Annotated in this window: 16 protein-coding genes, 1 tRNA gene and 1 pseudogene; 2 read left to right on the top strand and 16 right to left on the bottom strand. The window is 36.0% G+C overall.

Annotated elements, in window-relative coordinates; genetic code table 11:
• Nucleotides 1–203: 203 nt before the first annotated feature.
• Genes rpsR through rpsF form a run of 3 tightly spaced genes read right to left on the bottom strand, consistent with a single transcriptional unit; the run spans nucleotide 204 to nucleotide 1,377 of the window.
• Nucleotides 204–443 (bottom strand): 30S ribosomal protein S18, encoded by a 240-nt coding sequence (gene rpsR / locus AWM71_RS03305; RefSeq protein WP_060776649.1) that lies wholly within the window; start codon nucleotides 441–443, stop codon nucleotides 204–206.
• Nucleotides 444–468: 25 nt separating this feature from the next.
• Entirely contained in the window at nucleotides 469–1,035 is a 567-nt protein-coding gene (gene ssb, locus AWM71_RS03300; RefSeq protein WP_060776648.1) for a single-stranded DNA-binding protein, read from the bottom strand.
• Nucleotides 1,036–1,071: 36 nt separating this feature from the next.
• Nucleotides 1,072–1,377 (bottom strand): 30S ribosomal protein S6, encoded by a 306-nt coding sequence (rpsF, locus tag AWM71_RS03295; protein ID WP_060777451.1) that lies wholly within the window; start codon nucleotides 1,375–1,377, stop codon nucleotides 1,072–1,074.
• 269 nt (nucleotides 1,378–1,646) lie between these two features.
• Here rpsF and AWM71_RS03290 point away from each other — a divergent pair.
• A tRNA-Leu gene (locus tag AWM71_RS03290) sits at nucleotides 1,647–1,727 on the top strand.
• Between the two features lie 82 nt (nucleotides 1,728–1,809).
• On the opposite strand, the pseudogene AWM71_RS03285 reads toward AWM71_RS03290, so the two are convergent.
• From AWM71_RS03285 to dnaA, 13 genes and pseudogenes are all read right to left on the bottom strand, one after another.
• Nucleotides 1,810–3,019, bottom strand: a pseudogene (locus AWM71_RS03285) (IS3 family transposase).
• A gap of 85 nt (nucleotides 3,020–3,104) precedes the next feature.
• Nucleotides 3,105–5,672 carry a DNA gyrase subunit A gene (gene gyrA, locus AWM71_RS03275; protein WP_060776646.1) on the bottom strand — a complete coding sequence of 856 codons (2,568 nt, stop codon included), beginning with the start codon at nucleotides 5,670–5,672 and terminating at the stop codon, nucleotides 3,105–3,107.
• A 17-nt stretch (nucleotides 5,673–5,689) separates the two neighbouring features.
• A complete protein-coding gene (gene gyrB, locus AWM71_RS03270; protein WP_082632793.1) occupies nucleotides 5,690–7,675 on the bottom strand; it encodes a DNA topoisomerase (ATP-hydrolyzing) subunit B in 1,986 nt (661 codons plus the stop codon).
• Between the two features lie 10 nt (nucleotides 7,676–7,685).
• Nucleotides 7,686–8,804 (bottom strand): DNA replication/repair protein RecF, encoded by a 1,119-nt coding sequence (gene recF / locus AWM71_RS03265; protein ID WP_060776645.1) that lies wholly within the window; start codon nucleotides 8,802–8,804, stop codon nucleotides 7,686–7,688.
• Nucleotides 8,794–9,048, bottom strand: coding sequence for a S4 domain-containing protein YaaA (gene yaaA / locus AWM71_RS03260; RefSeq protein WP_060776644.1), 255 nt, complete (start codon nucleotides 9,046–9,048; stop codon nucleotides 8,794–8,796). Before yaaA ends, recF begins: the two co-directional genes overlap by 11 nt.
• A gap of 290 nt (nucleotides 9,049–9,338) precedes the next feature.
• Nucleotides 9,339–9,602 (bottom strand): LPXTG cell wall anchor domain-containing protein, encoded by a 264-nt coding sequence (locus AWM71_RS03255; protein ID WP_060776643.1) that lies wholly within the window; start codon nucleotides 9,600–9,602, stop codon nucleotides 9,339–9,341.
• 143 nt (nucleotides 9,603–9,745) lie between these two features.
• Entirely contained in the window at nucleotides 9,746–10,453 is a 708-nt protein-coding gene (locus AWM71_RS03250) for a G5 domain-containing protein (RefSeq protein WP_060776642.1), read from the bottom strand.
• A gap of 1 nt (nucleotide 10,454) precedes the next feature.
• Complete coding sequence (locus AWM71_RS03245; RefSeq protein WP_060776641.1) at nucleotides 10,455–10,781, bottom strand: G5 domain-containing protein; 327 nt, start codon at nucleotides 10,779–10,781, stop codon at nucleotides 10,455–10,457.
• Between the two features lie 43 nt (nucleotides 10,782–10,824).
• Nucleotides 10,825–11,382 (bottom strand): hypothetical protein, encoded by a 558-nt coding sequence (locus AWM71_RS03240; protein ID WP_060776640.1) that lies wholly within the window; start codon nucleotides 11,380–11,382, stop codon nucleotides 10,825–10,827.
• Complete coding sequence (locus tag AWM71_RS03235) at nucleotides 11,369–12,559, bottom strand: adhesin domain containing protein (protein WP_335338718.1); 1,191 nt, start codon at nucleotides 12,557–12,559, stop codon at nucleotides 11,369–11,371. Before AWM71_RS03235 ends, AWM71_RS03240 begins: the two co-directional genes overlap by 14 nt.
• 38 nt (nucleotides 12,560–12,597) lie before the next feature.
• Nucleotides 12,598–13,137, bottom strand: coding sequence for a YSIRK-type signal peptide-containing protein (locus AWM71_RS03230; protein WP_256379443.1), 540 nt, complete (start codon nucleotides 13,135–13,137; stop codon nucleotides 12,598–12,600).
• A 271-nt stretch (nucleotides 13,138–13,408) separates the two neighbouring features.
• Nucleotides 13,409–14,563 (bottom strand): DNA polymerase III subunit beta, encoded by a 1,155-nt coding sequence (gene dnaN / locus AWM71_RS03225; protein ID WP_060776637.1) that lies wholly within the window; start codon nucleotides 14,561–14,563, stop codon nucleotides 13,409–13,411.
• Between the two features lie 219 nt (nucleotides 14,564–14,782).
• On the bottom strand, nucleotides 14,783–16,126 hold the full coding sequence (dnaA, locus tag AWM71_RS03220) for a chromosomal replication initiator protein DnaA (protein ID WP_060776636.1): 1,344 nt from the start codon (nucleotides 16,124–16,126) through the stop codon (nucleotides 14,783–14,785).
• A gap of 615 nt (nucleotides 16,127–16,741) precedes the next feature.
• On the opposite strand from dnaA, the gene AWM71_RS03210 reads away from it, so the two are divergent.
• Nucleotides 16,742–18,379: a peptide ABC transporter substrate-binding protein gene (locus AWM71_RS03210; protein WP_060776634.1), complete on the top strand. Its 1,638-nt coding sequence runs from the start codon at nucleotides 16,742–16,744 to the stop codon at nucleotides 18,377–18,379.
• The last annotated feature ends 179 nt before the right edge of the window (nucleotides 18,380–18,558 follow it).

Here is an 18,558-nt window from a genome sequence, read left to right as displayed (position 1 = left end):
TTAATATCAAAACTCTTATCCCCCATACGTGACTCTTCCATCCAAATTTTGATGATAACAAAAAAGTCCCTATAAAAGGGACTTTCGTTAAAATAAAAAATATTTACTTATATATGCTAAATTGTGTAGCCATTCTATTTATTCTTTAAAATAGAAACAAAAGTAGAGACATCAACGTCATCTACAGCAACACTTTAAATTTATTATTCAGAAACGGTAAATGGTAATAAAGCCATAATCCGCGCACGTTTAATACCTAATGTTAAAGTACGTTGATGTTTTGCACATGTTCCTGTTACACGACGAGGTAAAATCTTACCTTTATCAGAAACATAACGTGTCAATAAATCGATATCTTTGTAATCTACAAAGTCCATATGGTTTGCGCAGAAAAAGCAAACTTTGCGACGTCTACGTCCACCACGACGACGATTTTGTACCATCTTCATATCCTCCTTTTTCCATTCCCTAGAATGGGAGATCATCATCAGCTATATTAATAGAGGCATTATTATCCGAAAGATTCTCAGAAGGAAACGGATTTGTATCCTCTGTTGAAAATGGATCCGCTACTCCATTAAAGCTGTTTGTTTTATTTGGAGAAGAATCTTGTTGATCGTAATTTGGAAACGGCTGATTATAACTATTTCCATCAAAATTAGTTGTTCCACCAGCAATTACATTATTATTCGAACTAGGTCTTTGTTCTGTAACACTTTTAGATTCTAACAAACTAAAATTATTCGCTAAAACTTCTGTAACATAAACTTTCTGTCCTTGTTGATTATCGTAACTTCTTGTTTGAATGGTTCCTTCAATACCTACTAATGACCCTTTTCTTGTGAAACGCGCAAAATTCTCTGCAGATTTTCTCCACATCACACAAGATATAAAATCTGTCTGTGTTTCACCTTGAGCATTTCGATAATTTCGATCGCAAGCTACCGTAAAATTAGCCACTGCTGTGCCACTTTGCGTATAACGTAAATCAACATCTCGTGTTAATCGTCCGACTAGTACAACGTTGTTAATCATACAACGACCCCTCTCTTACGAAATCTGTTTACTTTATTATTCAGCTTCTACTTTGGTAATCATATGCCGTAAGATATCATCGTTGATTTTAGCAAGCCGATCAAATTCGTTGATACCTTCTGCATCTGTTGCTTCACATTCAATAATGTGGTAAACACCTTCACGGAAATCATTGATTTCATATGCAAAACGAATTTTTTGCCAATCTTCTGATTTGGTGATTATTGTTCCGTTAGAAGTTAAAACATCATCGAAACGTTTGATCAATGCCTCTTTAGCATCACTTTCAATATTTGGACGGATGATATATAATACTTCATATTTTGTTGCATTTTCATTCATCACTGTCGCACCTCCTTTTGGTCTTAATGGTTCTTACTTAAATAAGAACAAGGAGAGTATTTCATACTCACGATAATACATTTTAGCAAAAAATAGACATAATAACAAGTCATTTCTGATAGAATTTTTTCTTTTAAGCCTAAATTTAAATTTTTTAAGAGCTTACAAACCACCTATTCTTTAAATCATTCCTTCCTTTTCATAAATTTATTCTCTTTACATTTACTCTTTACAAATCTTCACTACTAGTAATAAAATAAATGTATTAAGCAGGAATGGCGGAATGGCAGACGCGCTGTCTTCAGGCGGCAGTTTCTAACGAAGTGTGGGTTCGACTCCCATTTCCTGCATTATAGCTCATAAAAAAGAAGTGCTAATGTACCTAACGATGATGTAACCCAAAAAAGTTAGACTTTTTTAAACGTAGTAGTTTTATCGACTGCTACGTTTTTTTTTTGCAGCCGTAAGGCTGATCCGATATTGAACAGGACTCATCCATCCTAGTCGTTCTTTGATTCGTTTTTCGTTATAGTACTTGATATATTTCTCTATGTCGGATTTTAATTCTTCGTAACTGTAATAGATAACCCCATAATAAATTTCTTGTTTTAGTAAGCCAAAAAAGTTTTCCATCACTGAATTATCGTGACAGTTGCCTTTCCTGGACATACTTTGGAAAATTCGTTCTGCCTTTAAGTGATCTGTATAACTTTTTATCTGATAAGCTCAACCCTGATCTGAATGAAAAGTACGACGATAAGGACAATCTGATGTTACTTGAATGGCTTGATCTAAAGCTGCCATCACATTGATAGCAGAAGGGCTTCTATCGATACTATAATTTAAGATTTCGCTATTAAACATATCCATAAAGGAATCTAAATACAGCTTGTGCATCGTCATACGCCCCTTTTTATCGACTTCGTAATATTTAAATTCAGTCGTGTCAGTTGTCACCTTTTGGTGAGGAATCGAGGTGCAGAAACGACGATGGATTCTATTAGGCGCTATTCGACCATATTTACCTTTATAAGAATTATATTTTCGACTTTTTCTCGTGTATGAAGTAACTTGAAGCTTTAATTTTTGCATGAGTCGTTGAATTTTTTTCTTATTGATCAGAAAGCCTTGATTTTTCAGCGCAGCGGTCATACGCCGATAGCCGTAATCTTTATTTTCTTGGCAAATTTCTATGAGTTTTGTTTCGATTTCTTGATCTGGATTTTTTCGATTGAATCTTTTCTGCCAGTACATAAAAGTGGCTTTTGGCATACCTGTATATTTGAGAAGATCTTTCAGTTTGAATTGTCCTCGGAGGCTGTGTATGATGTTAGCCTTTTTTTCGTTTTGGTTACTTCCTCTAAACGCAACCTCCTCAACTCTTTTAAAAAAGCATTCTCTAACTTGGCCCAATATCATTCATCTTCCAACTGTTTAATCCGATCTGTACTCGTATCTACTGAATCTGCCCCATTGGGGCGTTTGCCTTTCTTCTCTTTCTTTTCTCTTGTTTGTTTATCCATCGTCGAATTTGACTTTTACTTTTTATTCCATATTGTTTAGCAAGAAATGTGCAGCCACCTTTACCTTCTAAGTAAGCTTGAACAACTTCTTTCTTCAATTGATAACTATACTTTGACATAAAAATACCGACCTCCAAAAGTTAGATTTTTAGTCTAACCTTTGGAGGTCGGTACACGACTAGCTCTTCTTTTTATTACTGAATATTACATTTGATCATCCTCATGTAACAATTCTTCCGCAAAATCTTGCATGTCTTTAGCTAAATGACTTTCTAAATCAGAATCTGAATGGAGATTAGAAGAGTAAACTTCTTCCGTTATTTCTTCATCTTCCTCTTCTGCTAAAACTACCGCCATTGTTGAGACTTTAGCATTCTTATCCAATCTCATCAATCGAACACCTTGAGTTGCTCGTCCTGTCTGAGAAACATCTTCTACATGGCAACGAATAGCCGTCCCTGCATCTGTCATTAACATAATGTCTTCAGTAGAATCCACTGTTGCTAACCCTATCATCGCTCCATTTTTAGAGGTTTTATTGAGGGTTTTGACACCTTTTCCGCCCCGATGACGGATAGCATATTCACTCTTTGGCGTCCGTTTGCCATAACCATTCTCAGTGACAATAAGAACGTCTTCTCCTTCTTTTAGAATATCCGCGCCTACAACATAATCTGAAGAATTTAAACGAATACCACGCACACCAGCAGCGGTACGTCCCATAGATCTAACATCTGTTTCTTGAAAAGATACAGCGTATCCTTGGGAAGAACCAATAATAATATTATCTTTTCCAGAAGTTTCAATAACTTCTACGAGTTGATCATTTTCTTTCAAACGAATCGCTTTTAATCCGTTATTCCTAATGTTAAAGTATTCAGAAATTGGCGTCCGTTTAATGGTTCCATTTTTAGTTACAAACAAGAAATAATCTTCTGATTGATTCTTCTTGGTTTCAGGATCAACGTTAATTACCGAACGAACTTGCTCTCCTTCACCTAAATTCAGCAAGTTTACAATAGGCAATCCCTTAGCTGTCCGTCCATATTCTGGGATTTCGTATCCTTTAATTTGGAATACTCGACCTAAATTTGTGAAACAAAGAATGACATCATGCGTAGATGAGGAGAGAATACTTTCAATATAGTCTCCATCTTGAAGTGCTATGCCTTTTACTCCACGGCCACCTCTATTTTGCGTTCTAAAGGCTTCATCATCTATCCGTTTAATATACCCATTATGCGTAAGAGTAATTAGAACAGAGCTTTCTTCGATAAGATCTTCATCTTCAATATTTGTGATTTCGCCAACACGAATCTCTGTCCGACGCTCATCTCCGAATCGTTTCTCAATATCTAATAATTCTTCATAGATGATTTCATAGCGTTTCTTTTCACTCGCTAATACTTCGTTTAAATAGGCAATTTGGGCCATTAATTCATTATATTCTTTATCAATTTTTTCCCGCTCTAAACCTGTCAAACGAATCATTCGCATATCTAAGATAGCTTGCGCTTGTTTATCAGACAACCCATATTGACTCATGAAAGTCTGTTTGGCTTCATCCCCCGTTTTAGAAGAACGAAGAATATTCACAATTTCATCGATATGATCTAAAGCAATTTGTAACCCTTCTAAGATATGAGCTCTAGCTTCTGCTTTTTCTTTTTCAAAAATAGAACGGCGACGAATAATTTCTTCTTGATGGTCCAAATAACGCGATAGTATGTCTTTTAAACTTAGCGTTCGTGGGACTCCTCGATCAATAGCCACCATATTAAAATTAAAGGTCGTTTGCATCTGCGTTTCTTTATAAAGGTTATTTAAAACAACACTCGCAGAATAATCTTTTCGACACTCTACAACAATACGCATACCATCTCGACCAGTTTCATCTCGAACAGCTGTAATACCGTCAATTCGTTTTTCTCGTGCCAAATTAGCAATTCGCTCTACTAAAGTTGCCTTATTCACCATGTATGGAATTTCAGTAATTAAAATTCTTTCTTTGCCGTTCGACATGGTTTCAATATCTGCTCGTGCGCGAACAGTTATTCTTCCTTTTCCAGTTTCGTAAGCTTTTTTAATCCCCGATTTTCCAATAACTATTCCTGCTGTTGGAAAATCAGGTCCCGGTAAGACAGACATTAATTCTTGCGTGCTAGCATCTGGGTTCTCCATCAAAATATGGAGGGCTTTGATAACTTCTGATAAATTATGCGGAGGAATATTGGTCGTCATCCCCACCGCAATCCCAGTTGCTCCATTGACCAATAAGTTTGGAAAACGGGATGGAAGAACTTCAGGTTCTCTTTCCTCTCCATCGTAGTTTGGAATAAAATTAACAGTATTTTTGTTAATGTCACGAACCATTTCCATAGCAATCTTAGAGAGTCTAGCTTCCGTATACCGCATGGCAGCTGCTTGGTCGCCATCAACAGATCCAAAGTTACCGTGTCCATCCACTAACATATAGCGATAAGAAAAATCTTGCGCCATTCTAACCATTGATTCATAAATCGCAGAATCGCCATGAGGATGATATTTCCCCATAACATCCCCTACAATACGTGCAGATTTTTTATAAGGTTTATCTGGCGTAACACCTAATTCATTCATTCCATAAAGAATCCGACGATGAACAGGTTTCAATCCATCACGGACATCTGGCAACGCTCTGGCAACAATCACAGACATAGCATAATCTAAAAATGATGTTCGCATTTCCTGTGAAAGTTCTCTTGCCTCAGCTTGTTTATGTTCTTCAATCATTCAAGCGACATTCCTTTCTACAAATCAATGGTAGCATAAGTAGCATTCTCTTCGATAAATTGCCGCCGAGGAGCTACTAAATCTCCCATCAACATCGAAATATTTTCATCAGCTACTTTCGCATCATCAACAGTCACTTTTAACATACGCCTCTTCGTAGGATCCATTGTTGTTTCCCATAACTGCTCAGCATCCATTTCTCCAAGCCCTTTGTACCGTTGAATAGTAGGTTTTGGCTTTTCTGGTAAATCTTTAAGATACGATTCCAACTCTTCATCTGTATCTAAGTAGACCACAGATTTTCCTTGCTTCACTTGGTAAAGAGGAGGGACAGCAATATGAATATAACCTTCATCTAACAAAGGCTTCATATAACGATAAATTAACGTTAGGAGTAACGTTCGAATATGGGCACCATCGACATCGGCATCGGTCATAATAACGAGTTTATGGTAACGTGCTTTGCTTACATCAAAGTCATTCCCCCATCCGGTTCCCATAGCTGTAAAGAGAGAACGAATCTCTTCATTCGCCAAAATACGATCCATGGAGGCTTTTTCAACATTTAAAATTTTCCCACGAATCGGTAAAATCGCTTGAAAATGCCGATCTCTTCCTAATTTAGCAGAACCACCCGCAGAATTCCCTTCGACAATAAAAATTTCGCATTCTTCTGGGACTCTGCTCGAACAATCCGCCAATTTACCAGGTAAATTGGAAATTTCCAATCCTGATTTCTTCCGTGTCATTTCACGAGCTCGTTTTGCGGCTTGACGAGCTTTTGAAGCAACAATTCCCTTATCAACAATTTGTCGAGCAACAGATGGCGTTTCCAATAAAAATTTTTCCAAGTGCTGCCCAAACAAGCGATCAGTAATCGTTCTCACTTCAGAATTTCCTAATTTCATCTTCGTTTGACCTTCAAACTGCGGATTAGGATGACGAACAGAAACAATTAATGTCAAACCTTCTCTGACATCTTCCCCTGTCAGATTACCATCTTTTTCTTTTAATAAATTTTGACTTCGCGCATAGTCATTAATTGTTCGTGTTAGAGCTGTCTTTACTCCTGATTCATGGGTTCCGCCTTCAAAGGTATGAATGTTATTCGCAAAAGACATAAAAGTCGATTGGAAGCCATTAGTATATTGGAAGGCAACTTCAACCTCAATATCTTCTAATTGTCCTTCTAAATATACCGGTTCGTCAAAAAGAACCTCTTTATTTCGATTCAGGTAGGCGATGTATTCTTTGATCCCACCTTCATACTGATAAGCAACTTGTTGATTATCTTCATTTGGTCGACAATCTTCTAAAGTAATATGCAAACCTTTATTTAAGAAAGCAAGTTCCCGAATTCGACGATTAAGTGTTTCAAAATCATAATGCGTCGTTTCTTTAAAGATTTCTGGATCTGCTTTAAAATTAACAACCGTTCCATGATGAGTAGTTGTTCCTGTAACCGCTAATTCTGTAATAATATGACCACGTTTATATTCTTGATGATAGATCTTTCCGTCTCGATGAACATCTACTTGAAGGAATTCAGAAAGGGCATTAACGACCGAAGCTCCCACGCCATGGAGTCCTCCAGACACTTTATAACCGCCACCGCCAAACTTCCCTCCTGCATGAAGAACTGTAAAAACAGTTTCAACTGCTGGACGGCCTGTTTTTTCTTGGATATCCACTGGAATTCCACGTCCATTATCAATAACTGTAATAGATTCATCAGCTTCTATTTTGATATCAATCTTATCTGCAAAACCTGCTAAGGCTTCATCAATAGAATTATCGACAATTTCCCACACCAGATGATGTAAACCAGGTTCTCCAGTAGAACCAATATACATCCCTGGGCGTTTGCGGACAGCTTCTAATCCTTCTAACACTTGAATTTGACTAGCATCATAACTCTTGGCGGACTCACTTAAAGCTTTTGAATGGTTTTGAGTATCTTGGGGTTCTTCCACATTATGCTGCTTTTCTTGATTATCTAACATTTATAATCTTTCACTCCTTCGCCTTAACCTGTCCCGATTCAATTCGAAACACTCTAGGATTTTCAATTTGATCAACGTGTACCTCTTTCAAACTCGTAGTGGTCAAAAAAGTTTGAACTTTATTTTCAATAAAATGTAGCAATTGCGTTTGACGATGATAATCTAATTCACTTAATACATCATCCAGTAATAAAATCGGATATTCCTTTAACAATTGCTTTATATACTCAATCTCAGCCAATTTTATCGCTAATACTGTTGTACGTTGCTGACCTTGGGATCCGTATTGAGCGACTAATTTTTGATTGATTTTTAATTTGATATCATCCCTTTGAGGACCTATCGCAGTAACCCCATTCGCAATTTCTTGTTCTTCATACGATTTAAATTTGTCCAAAAAGAGTTCCGTCACTTGCTCTTCATCCATCTCTTCTTGTAAAGCAACTGAACCTGAATACATTAATGTTAAAGTTTCATTATCGTTTGCTAATTGTTGATGAATAGGCTGAGCAAGGGATTCTAAACGATGAATAAAATCATATCTTGCTAAAGAAACACGTGCAGCAGACCTAGCTAATTGTTCGGTCAACACTTCTAAGTACAAGCGATCTTTGGCTTCTTTTTTAGATAATAATTTCAGATAAGCATTTCTTTGCTTCAATAACTTCTGATAAAGATTCGATTCTCTAAGATAGATAAGATCCAATTGAGAAAGCTCCCGATCAATAAAAAGGCGCCGCTCTTGAGGCCCACCTTTCACTAAATTTAAATCTTCTGGAGCAAATAAAATTACATTAAAAGTTCCTATATAATCACTGAGTTTATTCTTTTGAAGATGATTAACTTTAGCGATCTTTCCTTGTTTCGTTAAAGTCAAACTCAGAGAAGTTCGGCGATTATTCTTAAAAACTTCTCCAGAAATTTGTGCATAATCCGTCTGAAAACGAATCACTTCTTTTTCCTTAAATGTTCGATGAGATCGGGCTAAAGATAACATATAGATAGCTTCTAAAAGGCTTGTTTTTCCTTGCGCGTTCTTCCCAATGAAAACATTAATTTTATTGGAAAATTCAACCTTATCCTCTCTAAAGTTCCGAAAATCTTTGACCTTTAAGTTTTTAAGATACATTCCCATCATCTAGCTTATTTTCGCTAGCTCCTTGAATTTCAAAAGCTCTGTCTTCTGCTAAGAAATGAATTTTATCTCCTGGATAAAGTTTTTTTCCACGTCGATTTTCAGGTTGTCCGTTTAATTCAACCTGATATTGCATTAAGTAAGTTTTGGCTTGCCCCCCTGTTTGAATATACCCCAATGCTTTTAACAGCTGCCCTAGGGTAATATAAGGCGTATCAATAGCAATCACATCAAGCACGGTATCACCTGCCTTTCCTTTTGAAATTAAAAAAGCGCACTCAGACTAGCAATACAGAGTACGTCTCGTCGCTGATTTTCCTCTATATTATACCTTAAATTCTTTATTCAAGCAAAATAATCCCCTTATTTTTACTTATAGGATCCTTTAGAGTCATTATACGTATTTTTATAAAACAGCCTGATATGGAAAAATAAAGCGAAAATAGAGATAGTCTATCCATTCCTTTTTATTTGTCAAATCAACCCTATGAAAAAAGGCGTCGATTAATAACGCCTTCTTTCTATTAGTTATCTTCTAAATTTCGAATTTCTTTTTAAACTAAATATACTTCCACTTAAAAGAAGTCCTGCTGCCAATAACAAAAATTGAGAATTTTGACTACCTGTTTTCGGTAAAGAACTCATTGCTTTCACTTTTTGAGAAGCGTGAATGCCTTTTCTCTCTCCTCCTGTATTATCCTGACTCGTCATTGTCTTATCCGTCGTTTTCTTTTCTGATAGATAACGTTGGATTGTCCCCGTTGATGATTGGCTTGGGACTTTCGCTTCCAAGAAAGGTAATGATTCACGATCTATTGGCTCTTCTGGTCTCTGTTGATCAGGAGTAGTTGTTTCAGGGGTCTTATTACTTTCTGGACTCGCTTGATCCGGAGTAACCGTTTCAGAGCCCTTGCCATTTTCTGGGTGAGTTTGATCTAGTTTAGATTTTCCAGATAGTTTGTTGTCACCTCATCAGGTTGATCTGGCGTTTCAGGAGGTTCTGATTCGCCTGGCGTACCTGTAGGATTTTCAGCTGCGTTTGGCAACTTGCAGGTATCTTCGGTGATCTTCGTGCCGACCTTGGTTTTCACCTTGCCTGTGGTCAATGTGCCAGTTTCGACCTTGCCTTTTTCAAGCTTATCGTCATTCACATATTCAATTTCTACTAGAATGTCTTTATTGACCTTGGTTTCAGTAGCTGGGATAAGTGGACAGGTATTTGGCGTGAGCTTCTTCCCTACTCTTACGATGCGCTTCTGAGGTTTGGTTTCAGATTTCACTTTAGACTTGAGGTCACCATCAGCTTGACCATTCTTGACCGCTTGGGTGTAAGTCGTGGTCTTAGAACCCGCTTTACCTTCTTGATCAACAACCTCTTTACCGGCTTCAAGGGTATCGTCTTCGATAACTTCCATTTCATATGGAACTTCCTCAGTGACATCGTGAGTGAATACACCCGTGTAGTCCTTCGAGCCAACGATGATTTCTTGTTTACCAGGAGTTACCACTTCTTCGGTCTTGGTCTCAATCTTACCCGTCTTTGGATTGAGGACGTTAGTAATCTTGGTTTCCACCTTGCCTGGTGTGTATTGTCCCTTTTCTACCGTACCCTTATCCTTCGTATCATCATACTTGTAGGTCACTTCAACAGGGACTTCCTTGCGTTTCCGTATTGGTTACAGGTTTTGTACCAATCTTGATGATACGTTTTTGAGGTTCTTTCTTTTTATCAATTAGATCGCCGACAGCTTCACCATTCTTTAGTTTTTGAGTATGGCAAGTCTTGACAGATCCTAGTTGAACTTCTTTAATTTCAAAGAGGTCGAGCTCTGGATCTTCTTGGATTTCAATTTCATAAGGGATAGGTTGTTCCATTTCATAGGAAACTTCACCTTCAAAGTCCTTGTCCCCAACTTCGATGATTTGTTTCTTAGGTCCTTTGATTGTCTTAACAGTAGGATCGCCCTTCACTTGTGAATTTTCAACAATAACCGTTGTTTCTTTTTCATCAGGTTCACCCTTTTGGAACTTTAGCAGTTACTTTACCTGTTGTTGGATCTAAGATAACATTCCAAGTATTTCCCTTATCATCATTATAAGTTGCCTTTAGTTTGCCATCTTCAGTTTTTTCAACGACAGCTTTTTTGTCAAACTCATAAGATGTTGGTTTCATTTTCTTATCGTCAGGATCTTCATGAAGTTTTCCTGTATTTTCCAATGTGTCGCCAGCACTACCTTTTTGAACATTGTAGTCTGGAACATTCTTTGGATTTTCTTGGACTACAAAGTGGAACCAATGTCTATCTTTTGATCCGTTAGCATAGGTGTATGTTACAGGTACAGCAATAAAGTCTCCGGCTTTTGCTCTTTTTGGAGCGGTGATTTTGAATTTGGTAATATCACCATCTTTAAGCTCAACCTTCCACTTTTCGTCATCCTCAAGGTCTTTTACATCTTTGCCTAAATCTTTTTCAATTTGCTTATTAGCTTTTTCAATTTGCTTATTAGCTTTTTCGACAAATTCAAAATTAATATCGCCATGAACTTCTTCTCTTTGATCAGCCTTCTTCATTTCTGTATCTGATTTTTGATGAGGCTTTTTCTCCTTTTTCACCAGGCTCATACATGTTGACATCAAATTCAACGTCTGGAGCTATATCAAAGTAAGTACGGTCATTAGAATCTGTCACTTTTCCTGTTGCATCGTCTTTATGCCCAAAAGATTGATCATAGTGACGAGTATCATCAAGTTTAATCTTGATATTTCCAAGAAGGTTGTAGTGGTCGTAGCGGTCAAAGCCTTGCTTTGGAACGACAACATCTGCACCTTTAAATTTAATGGTTTGATTGTCTGCCCCAGTTTCTACAAACTTATAATCGCCGTCTTCGTCGCCATTATTCAACTTATTTACAATCTCTTTAAATTCTTTCTCTGTACGAGGACGAGCATAGAATTTAGCTTCAAGATTTTGAACTCCCGCAAATTTTGGGTCATTAAATTGACCATTTTTGTTTTGCAAAGCACCTTGTGGCATTTGTACCATAACGTCACCGACATTAATAGTTTCATTTGGGAATTTCTTTGCAATTTCATCCTTATTGTCTTCAGTTACAACAAAGGTAGATGCACCTTCAACAATTTCACCAGTTGGGAAGTAGACTTGACCGACGATACGCTTTGCCCCGTTTACGTCGATGTTTTCAATCTTTGTCCCGGTATGAATCAATTGTCCCTTAACAAATGCTTTATTGACTGTTGTGTCACCAACAACAGTCATAGTATAAAGTTCGTCATTTTCATTTGGATAAGGGTTGAAGGTCGTTGTTATAGAATCAGTTGCGTTAAAGAATTGTTTTTTCTTAGCGATAGTATCTTTCTTATACTCATCTTTCCATGCAAAGACTATAGGCTTACGCTTGCCTACTTCGACGGTTTCCCCTCTTTTTTCAGCATCTTCTTTATCTTTTTCTATATAAACATGGTTGATACTATTGATAAGCTTAAGGTCATTTTCTGTTCCGGCAATCGCTAAAGATGCAATCTTACTCCTTTTAACATCGATATCCATCGTTGCTTCTGCTTGATCAGAAACAGGTGGATTATCAACACCTAATTCTGTGCCAGGTTTAGCTGATTCAATAGACTCAGGATCGCCAAACTTTTGTTTAATATTTAAATTACTTCCTGAAGAATTGACAGTAACCCCTGCATAGGTACGTTCTTTTTTAGGATCGAATTTTACCCCAATACCGTATGTCTTTTTATCTTTTGCACCAGTCGTTGGATTTAAAATTCAAAAAGAAAAACCGTCTTTATTTTCTGTGCCGGAATCATGGTGAGTTTGCTCTTTTCGCCAGGCTCTAGGTCAGACTTACGGTAACGTTCATCATCACTAAAGTCTTTTATTTTCTTTTCGTTGTTACCGTAGTTAAAGTCATTTTTATTTTGTAAATCTGTTTGTGTAGCAGAATATTTTTGGTCATCAGTTGGAGCTGGTGTTGCTGCTGGTTTTTCATTGCTATCTCCCGCTGCTGCTCTATCAGCGCCTGGAATAACGGGACCGTTGTCTGCAGCTATGTAAGCTGCTTGATTATTGAGTTTAATCTTATCTTTTGAAAGATTAGATTCTTTTTTATCCTTAGATAAATGAGCCTGTTTTTCTCCAATTGAAATTTGTGAATTAGCATCTTCTGCTGCTAATACTACAGACGTATGCCCAGCTAGAACAACAGCAATTACCACGCTACACAAACCTAGACTTGTTTTGCGTAAAGCATATTTATAATTTTTTTCATACCGATTCTCCTTATGAGCAACAAAAAAAATATATATTCTATAACAAAAGCAATGTTGTGTTTATTATAATAAAAGAGACTATTTCTAGTCCTTTTACCATTTCTATCGCTCTTTGATTTATAACTTTTATATAAAAAGTTGTTTATTTTTCACGTGAAGTATGGCATATTCCCTATTTTTTAACAATTAAATTCCATTTTTTAATAAGAATTTCAATATTTTTCAAACTTATTTTTACGTGTACCTTTTATTAAAAAAAACTGTAAGCCTGATTTTCTCGGCTTACAGTTTTTCGTTTATTTTAATTTCCAGGCGTTCGAATAGGCGTAATTAATTGAATCATATTAAAGTTATCACTATCTTCACTTGGTAAAAGGATGAAAGGATGGGAAGGAGAGGTAAATCGAATGATGACATCTTGTCCACCAAACGTTTTCAATGCTTCTCTCAAATAATCTGGATTAAAAGAAATGGACATATTTTCTCCCTCAAAACCTAAGGCATTAATTTTTTCCTTAACATAACCAATTTCGGAAGAATGACCAGATAGAATAACGCCACTATTATCCATGGATAATTTCACCATATTATTTTTTCCTTGGTGACTTAAAATAAGAGCCCTTTCAACAGCTGCACCTAATTCAGCAGCATTTACTTTAATAGATGTTTTTTGGTCTTTTGTTAATAAACGAGTAGTATCTGGATAAGTACCTTCTAATAAGCGCGAATAAAGAGAGGTATTATTCATCTTAAAGAGGACCTGATTATTAGTTACCATCATAGAAATATTCTCATTGTCATTGACTAATCGAGAAAGTTCAGAAAGGGCGCGTCCAGGGATATTTAATTCTACTTTTTCTTTATCTTTTAAGCTTTCAGGAATTGTGATAGGGATAATGCGTTGACTCAAACGATGGGAATCGGTTGAAATAGCTTTTAGTTGATTATCTCCTAATTCGAAATGAATCCCTGTAAAAATAGGACGAGTTTCTTGAGAGGAGACAGAAATAATTGTGTAGTTAATGGCTTGGCGCATTAAATGCCCTGGTAAATTAAACGTAGCTGCTGAATTAATTTCTGGAAGTTGCGGGTAATTTTTGCCGGAAGTACCATTAAGAGTAAAAACAGATTCGCCAGAGGTAATAATTGTTTGAAAATTATCTTGTACGGCTACTGTTATTTTATCTTCTGGTAATTTTCGAATAATATCTCCTAAAAAACGTGAAGGTAGAATAACAGATCCTGGTTCGCTGATTGAAAGATGGTTGCTTTCTTCTTTTTCTTCAATTAGATTTTCTATAGATAAAGTAGAATCACTTCCTGTTAAAATGAGTCCCTTTTCATTGGTTTGAAGTTTGATTCCTGTCAAAATCGGAATGGTGGTTCGAAATGAGATTGCGCGTTGAACGTTTGCTAAGCAATCAGCAAAAATAGATTTTTTGATTGTAAATTTCATTGAGAGCTCCTTTCATTGAGAGTTAATACTCTTTTTTCATATTAAGTAGTTTGTAGTATTAGTAGTAAGCTATGTGGAAGTTGTGAATAAATAAGAGAAACAAGAAGATTTCACTTATCCACTTGTGGATAAAATGTTTATAGACTTGTTCTTTTTCTATTTAGTTTTCCACAATACTTTTTACGCCTTATTTTAACATAAAGAAGACATCTGAGCGCGCTAATGATTTAATAAACGCTCAATACTTTGAATGTTATCGCGAATATCTGAAGGATGTCGCATGGCTTCTGATATTTTTTCGTGAGCATGAAGGACAGTGGTATGATCTTTTCCTCCAAATTCTTGACCGATTTTAGGAAGAGAGGCATCTGTAATTTCTCTCGAAAGATACATCGCTATCTGCCGTGGAACCACAATTTCTCGTTTTCGTTTTTTCCCTTTTAAATCTTCAACTGTTAAATGGAAAAAGTTTGCAACAATTTCTTGAATTTCTGAAATCGTTGGGACTTTATTTGCATTAAGGTCTTTATAGTTCGATAGAGCTCTAGCGGCAACATCTGGAGTAAGATCTGCTTGATTCATAACAGCATATGCTTGAACGCTTGTTAAGGCACCTTCTAGTTCTCGAATATTTGTATCAATTTGACCAGCAATATAGGAAAGGGTATCGTCAGGGATATTGATACCATTGACTTGCGCTTTATTTCTAAGAATAGCGATTCGAGTTTCTAGATCTGGTGGAGTAATATCGGTAGAGAGCCCTTGTTTAAAGCGAGAAACTAAACGATCCTCTAGTTCTGGAATTTGACTAGCGTCCCGATCAGAAGTAAGAACGATATGTTTGTTGTTATTATATAAAGCGTTAAAAGTATGGAAAAACTCTTCTTGAGTCGATTGCTTATTTCCGATGAATTGAATATCATCTACTAAAAGCATATCAACATTTCGATATTCTTCATGAAATTGAGAAGTTGTATTTTTTCGAATTGCTTCAATAAAATCATTTGTAAATTTTTCACTGGTAACGTATTTTACGCGGGCATCTGGAAAAGTTCTTAAGACTTCGTGTCCGATCGCTTGCATCAAATGAGTTTTTCCTAAACCTACTCCTCCATAAAAAAAGAGTGGATTATAATCGCGTCCTGGGCCTTCCGCTACAGCTAAAGCTGCGGCGTGGGCCATTTTATTTCCTTCACCAACAACAAAATTTTCAAAAGTATATTTTGGATTAAGATCACTTTTGTTAGAAGTATGGCGAGAAACTTCTGTTGAAGAAGGATTGTCTCCGAATTGAATTTGAGAATTAAAATTATTACTTTGATCAAGTACTAAATTAATTTGAATTTCTCGGCCAAGATATTCATAAATCACTTGTTTTAGTTGTAGTAAATAATGAGATTCAATATGTTTTTTATGGAGTTGAGAGACGGCTTCAATGGTGAGAGTATCCTGAGTTAATTGAAGAGGTTTTAGTCCCAAAATCCAAGTATCGAAACTTCCTTTAGTTAATTGATTACGAAAATATTCTGTAACCACTTGCCAAAGATCTTGTAAAGGATCCATGATGTACTCCTTTCTTTTTATAGGTGTTAGATTTAGTTTAACATGAACATTTTAACTTATCCACAAAAAAATAAATCTGTGAACAAAGATATCCAAAACATAGGACATGTTTTTCCACATTGTGTGAATAACTGTGAAAAAAGAGGTGGTATTTTTATAAGGTGTGGACAAATTCCGTTAAGGCGGAGGCGTTTTAATAGGAAAAAGCTGTCTTTTCCACATTATGTGGGAAAGTATTGCATTTCCTGTGGATTGTTAACAAACTTGTTTATATTCAGTTGAAAAACGAATATGAAAAAAAGAAGATCACATCCTTTTGGAAAGTTTATCCTCTTTTTGTGTACAACTTTATTGAAGGAAAAACTACAAAAATGGAAGTATTTAAGATGTACACCTTATAAAATAAAAACAGAGTTTGCATCTTTGAGAAAAAAGGGAAAAATGAGAATGAAAATAAGAAAACTTACAGGTATTTTAATTGGGACTCTTAGTGAGAAAATAAAAAAAAAAATATTGTTTTTTAATGAATAAAAATGTAGACAGTTGTAGATATATAAAATAAATGATCGTAAAATAATTAACGGCAATTACAAGAGAAAGGAATGGTAAAGCACCATGAAAAGAAAAAATTTTGCCGTATTACTTTGCTTAATGAGTGTTTTATTCTTATTAGGCGCTTGTCAAAAACAATCTCAAACAGGTGGGCATAAAAAAGTCCTAAACTGGGTACAGTCTTCTGAATTATCTACTGGAGATTCTACAAAGGCGTACGATATTTTTAACTATGACGTTATTGGGCAATTTCAAGAAGGCTTATACGTCTATGATAAAGATAATAAGACAGTACCTGCTGGTTGTGATGGTGAACCGGAAGTTACCGATGAAGGAAAGCATTATCGTTTCCACCTACGTAAGGACGCTAAATGGTCAAATGGCGATCCTGTGACGGCTAAAGATTATGTTTTTGCTTGGAAACGGGCCGTAGATCCAGCAACAGCAGCTCAAAATGCTTATGTAATGTATAACATTAAGAATGCTAAAGACATTAATATGAAAAAAGCGCCATTGGACTCTTTAGGCGTAAAAGCGGTTGATGATTATACTTTAGATGTTCAGTTAGAAAAAGCCACTCCTTATTTTAAAAAGAATTTAGTTGCGACTATTTTCTTCCCACTTAACGAAAAATTTGTGAAAGAAAAAGGAGATTCTTATGGTATGAACGCTGATAATCTTCTATCTAATGGACCTTTTGTTATTAAAGGTTGGGATGGTACTAATAGTGAGTGGTCTTATGATAAGAACGATAAATATTGGGATAAAGATAATGTCAAATTAGATCAAGTGAAAGTACAAGTTATTAAAGATCCTTCTACAAGTAATAATCTCTTTGAAGGTGGAAGAACAGATGTTGCCTTTTTGTCAGGGGATTTAGCAAAACAATATAAAGATTCTCCTGATTTTAAAGCTATTCCAACGGCTTCGAGTGTGTATTTAGAGTATGGTACTGGCTATAAAAAAGAATTACAAAATGAACATTTACGTCGAGCAATGAGCTTATGTGTGGATCGTGACGTTTTAATTAATAAAGTATTGATGAATGGGTCTACAGTCCCTGTCAACCAATTACCTGTAGATTATGCAAAGGATCCTAAAACGGGAAAAGATTTTACAGAAATTGTTGAAAATCATGTAATTTATGATCCAGAAAAAGCTAAGGAAGAATGGCAAAAAGCTAAACAGGAATTAGGAAAAGATACTATTGAATTTGAAATGTTGGTAACTGATGATGAAATGTCTAAGCAAGTGGGAGAATTTGTTCAATCTCAAATTCAAACAACTTTACCAGATTTGAAAGTCAACATGAAAGTAATGCCTACTCCACCAATGTTTGCGAAAATCACGAGTACTAAGTTTGACATGGGAATTTGTGGTTGGGCCGGTTCTCTAGGAGATCCTATTGAATATTACGATATCTTCACTTCGGATTCTGCACGTAACCACACACTTTACAAATCCTCTGAATATGATGAATTAATTAGAAAAGCTAAAGATGATTACGGCAATGATGAACAAGCTCGATTTGATACTTTAGTTGAAGCTCAAAATCATTTAGGTCGACATGCTGTGACTATGCCTCTCTATATGAGAGCTTATCCTGTTCGTCTCTCACCACGAGTAAAAGGACTAGAAACTCATCGAATTGGGACGAGATTTGTGTTTAGAAATATTGAATTAGAAGAAAAAGCTAAATAGTCATTTAAAACGAGACTCTTCCTGTTAGAGGGGCCTCGTTTTTGTTCGAAAAAATAAGAAAAGTGGAATTTAATCAATTTTTTTTGATGAAGTTCTTGAAATTCTTAAAAATGTCCTATATACTATGAAGGATTGTTATTAAACAAATACCATTCCCATTATCATAGGAGGTGTTATTC

Origin of the sequence: Aerococcus christensenii, from assembly GCF_001543105.1 — a bacterium.
Taxonomy (GTDB): Bacteria; Bacillota; Bacilli; order Lactobacillales; family Aerococcaceae; genus Aerococcus; species Aerococcus christensenii.
Note: the sequence above shows the minus strand (reverse complement) of the source record. Positions and strands in the feature narration are given on the sequence as shown.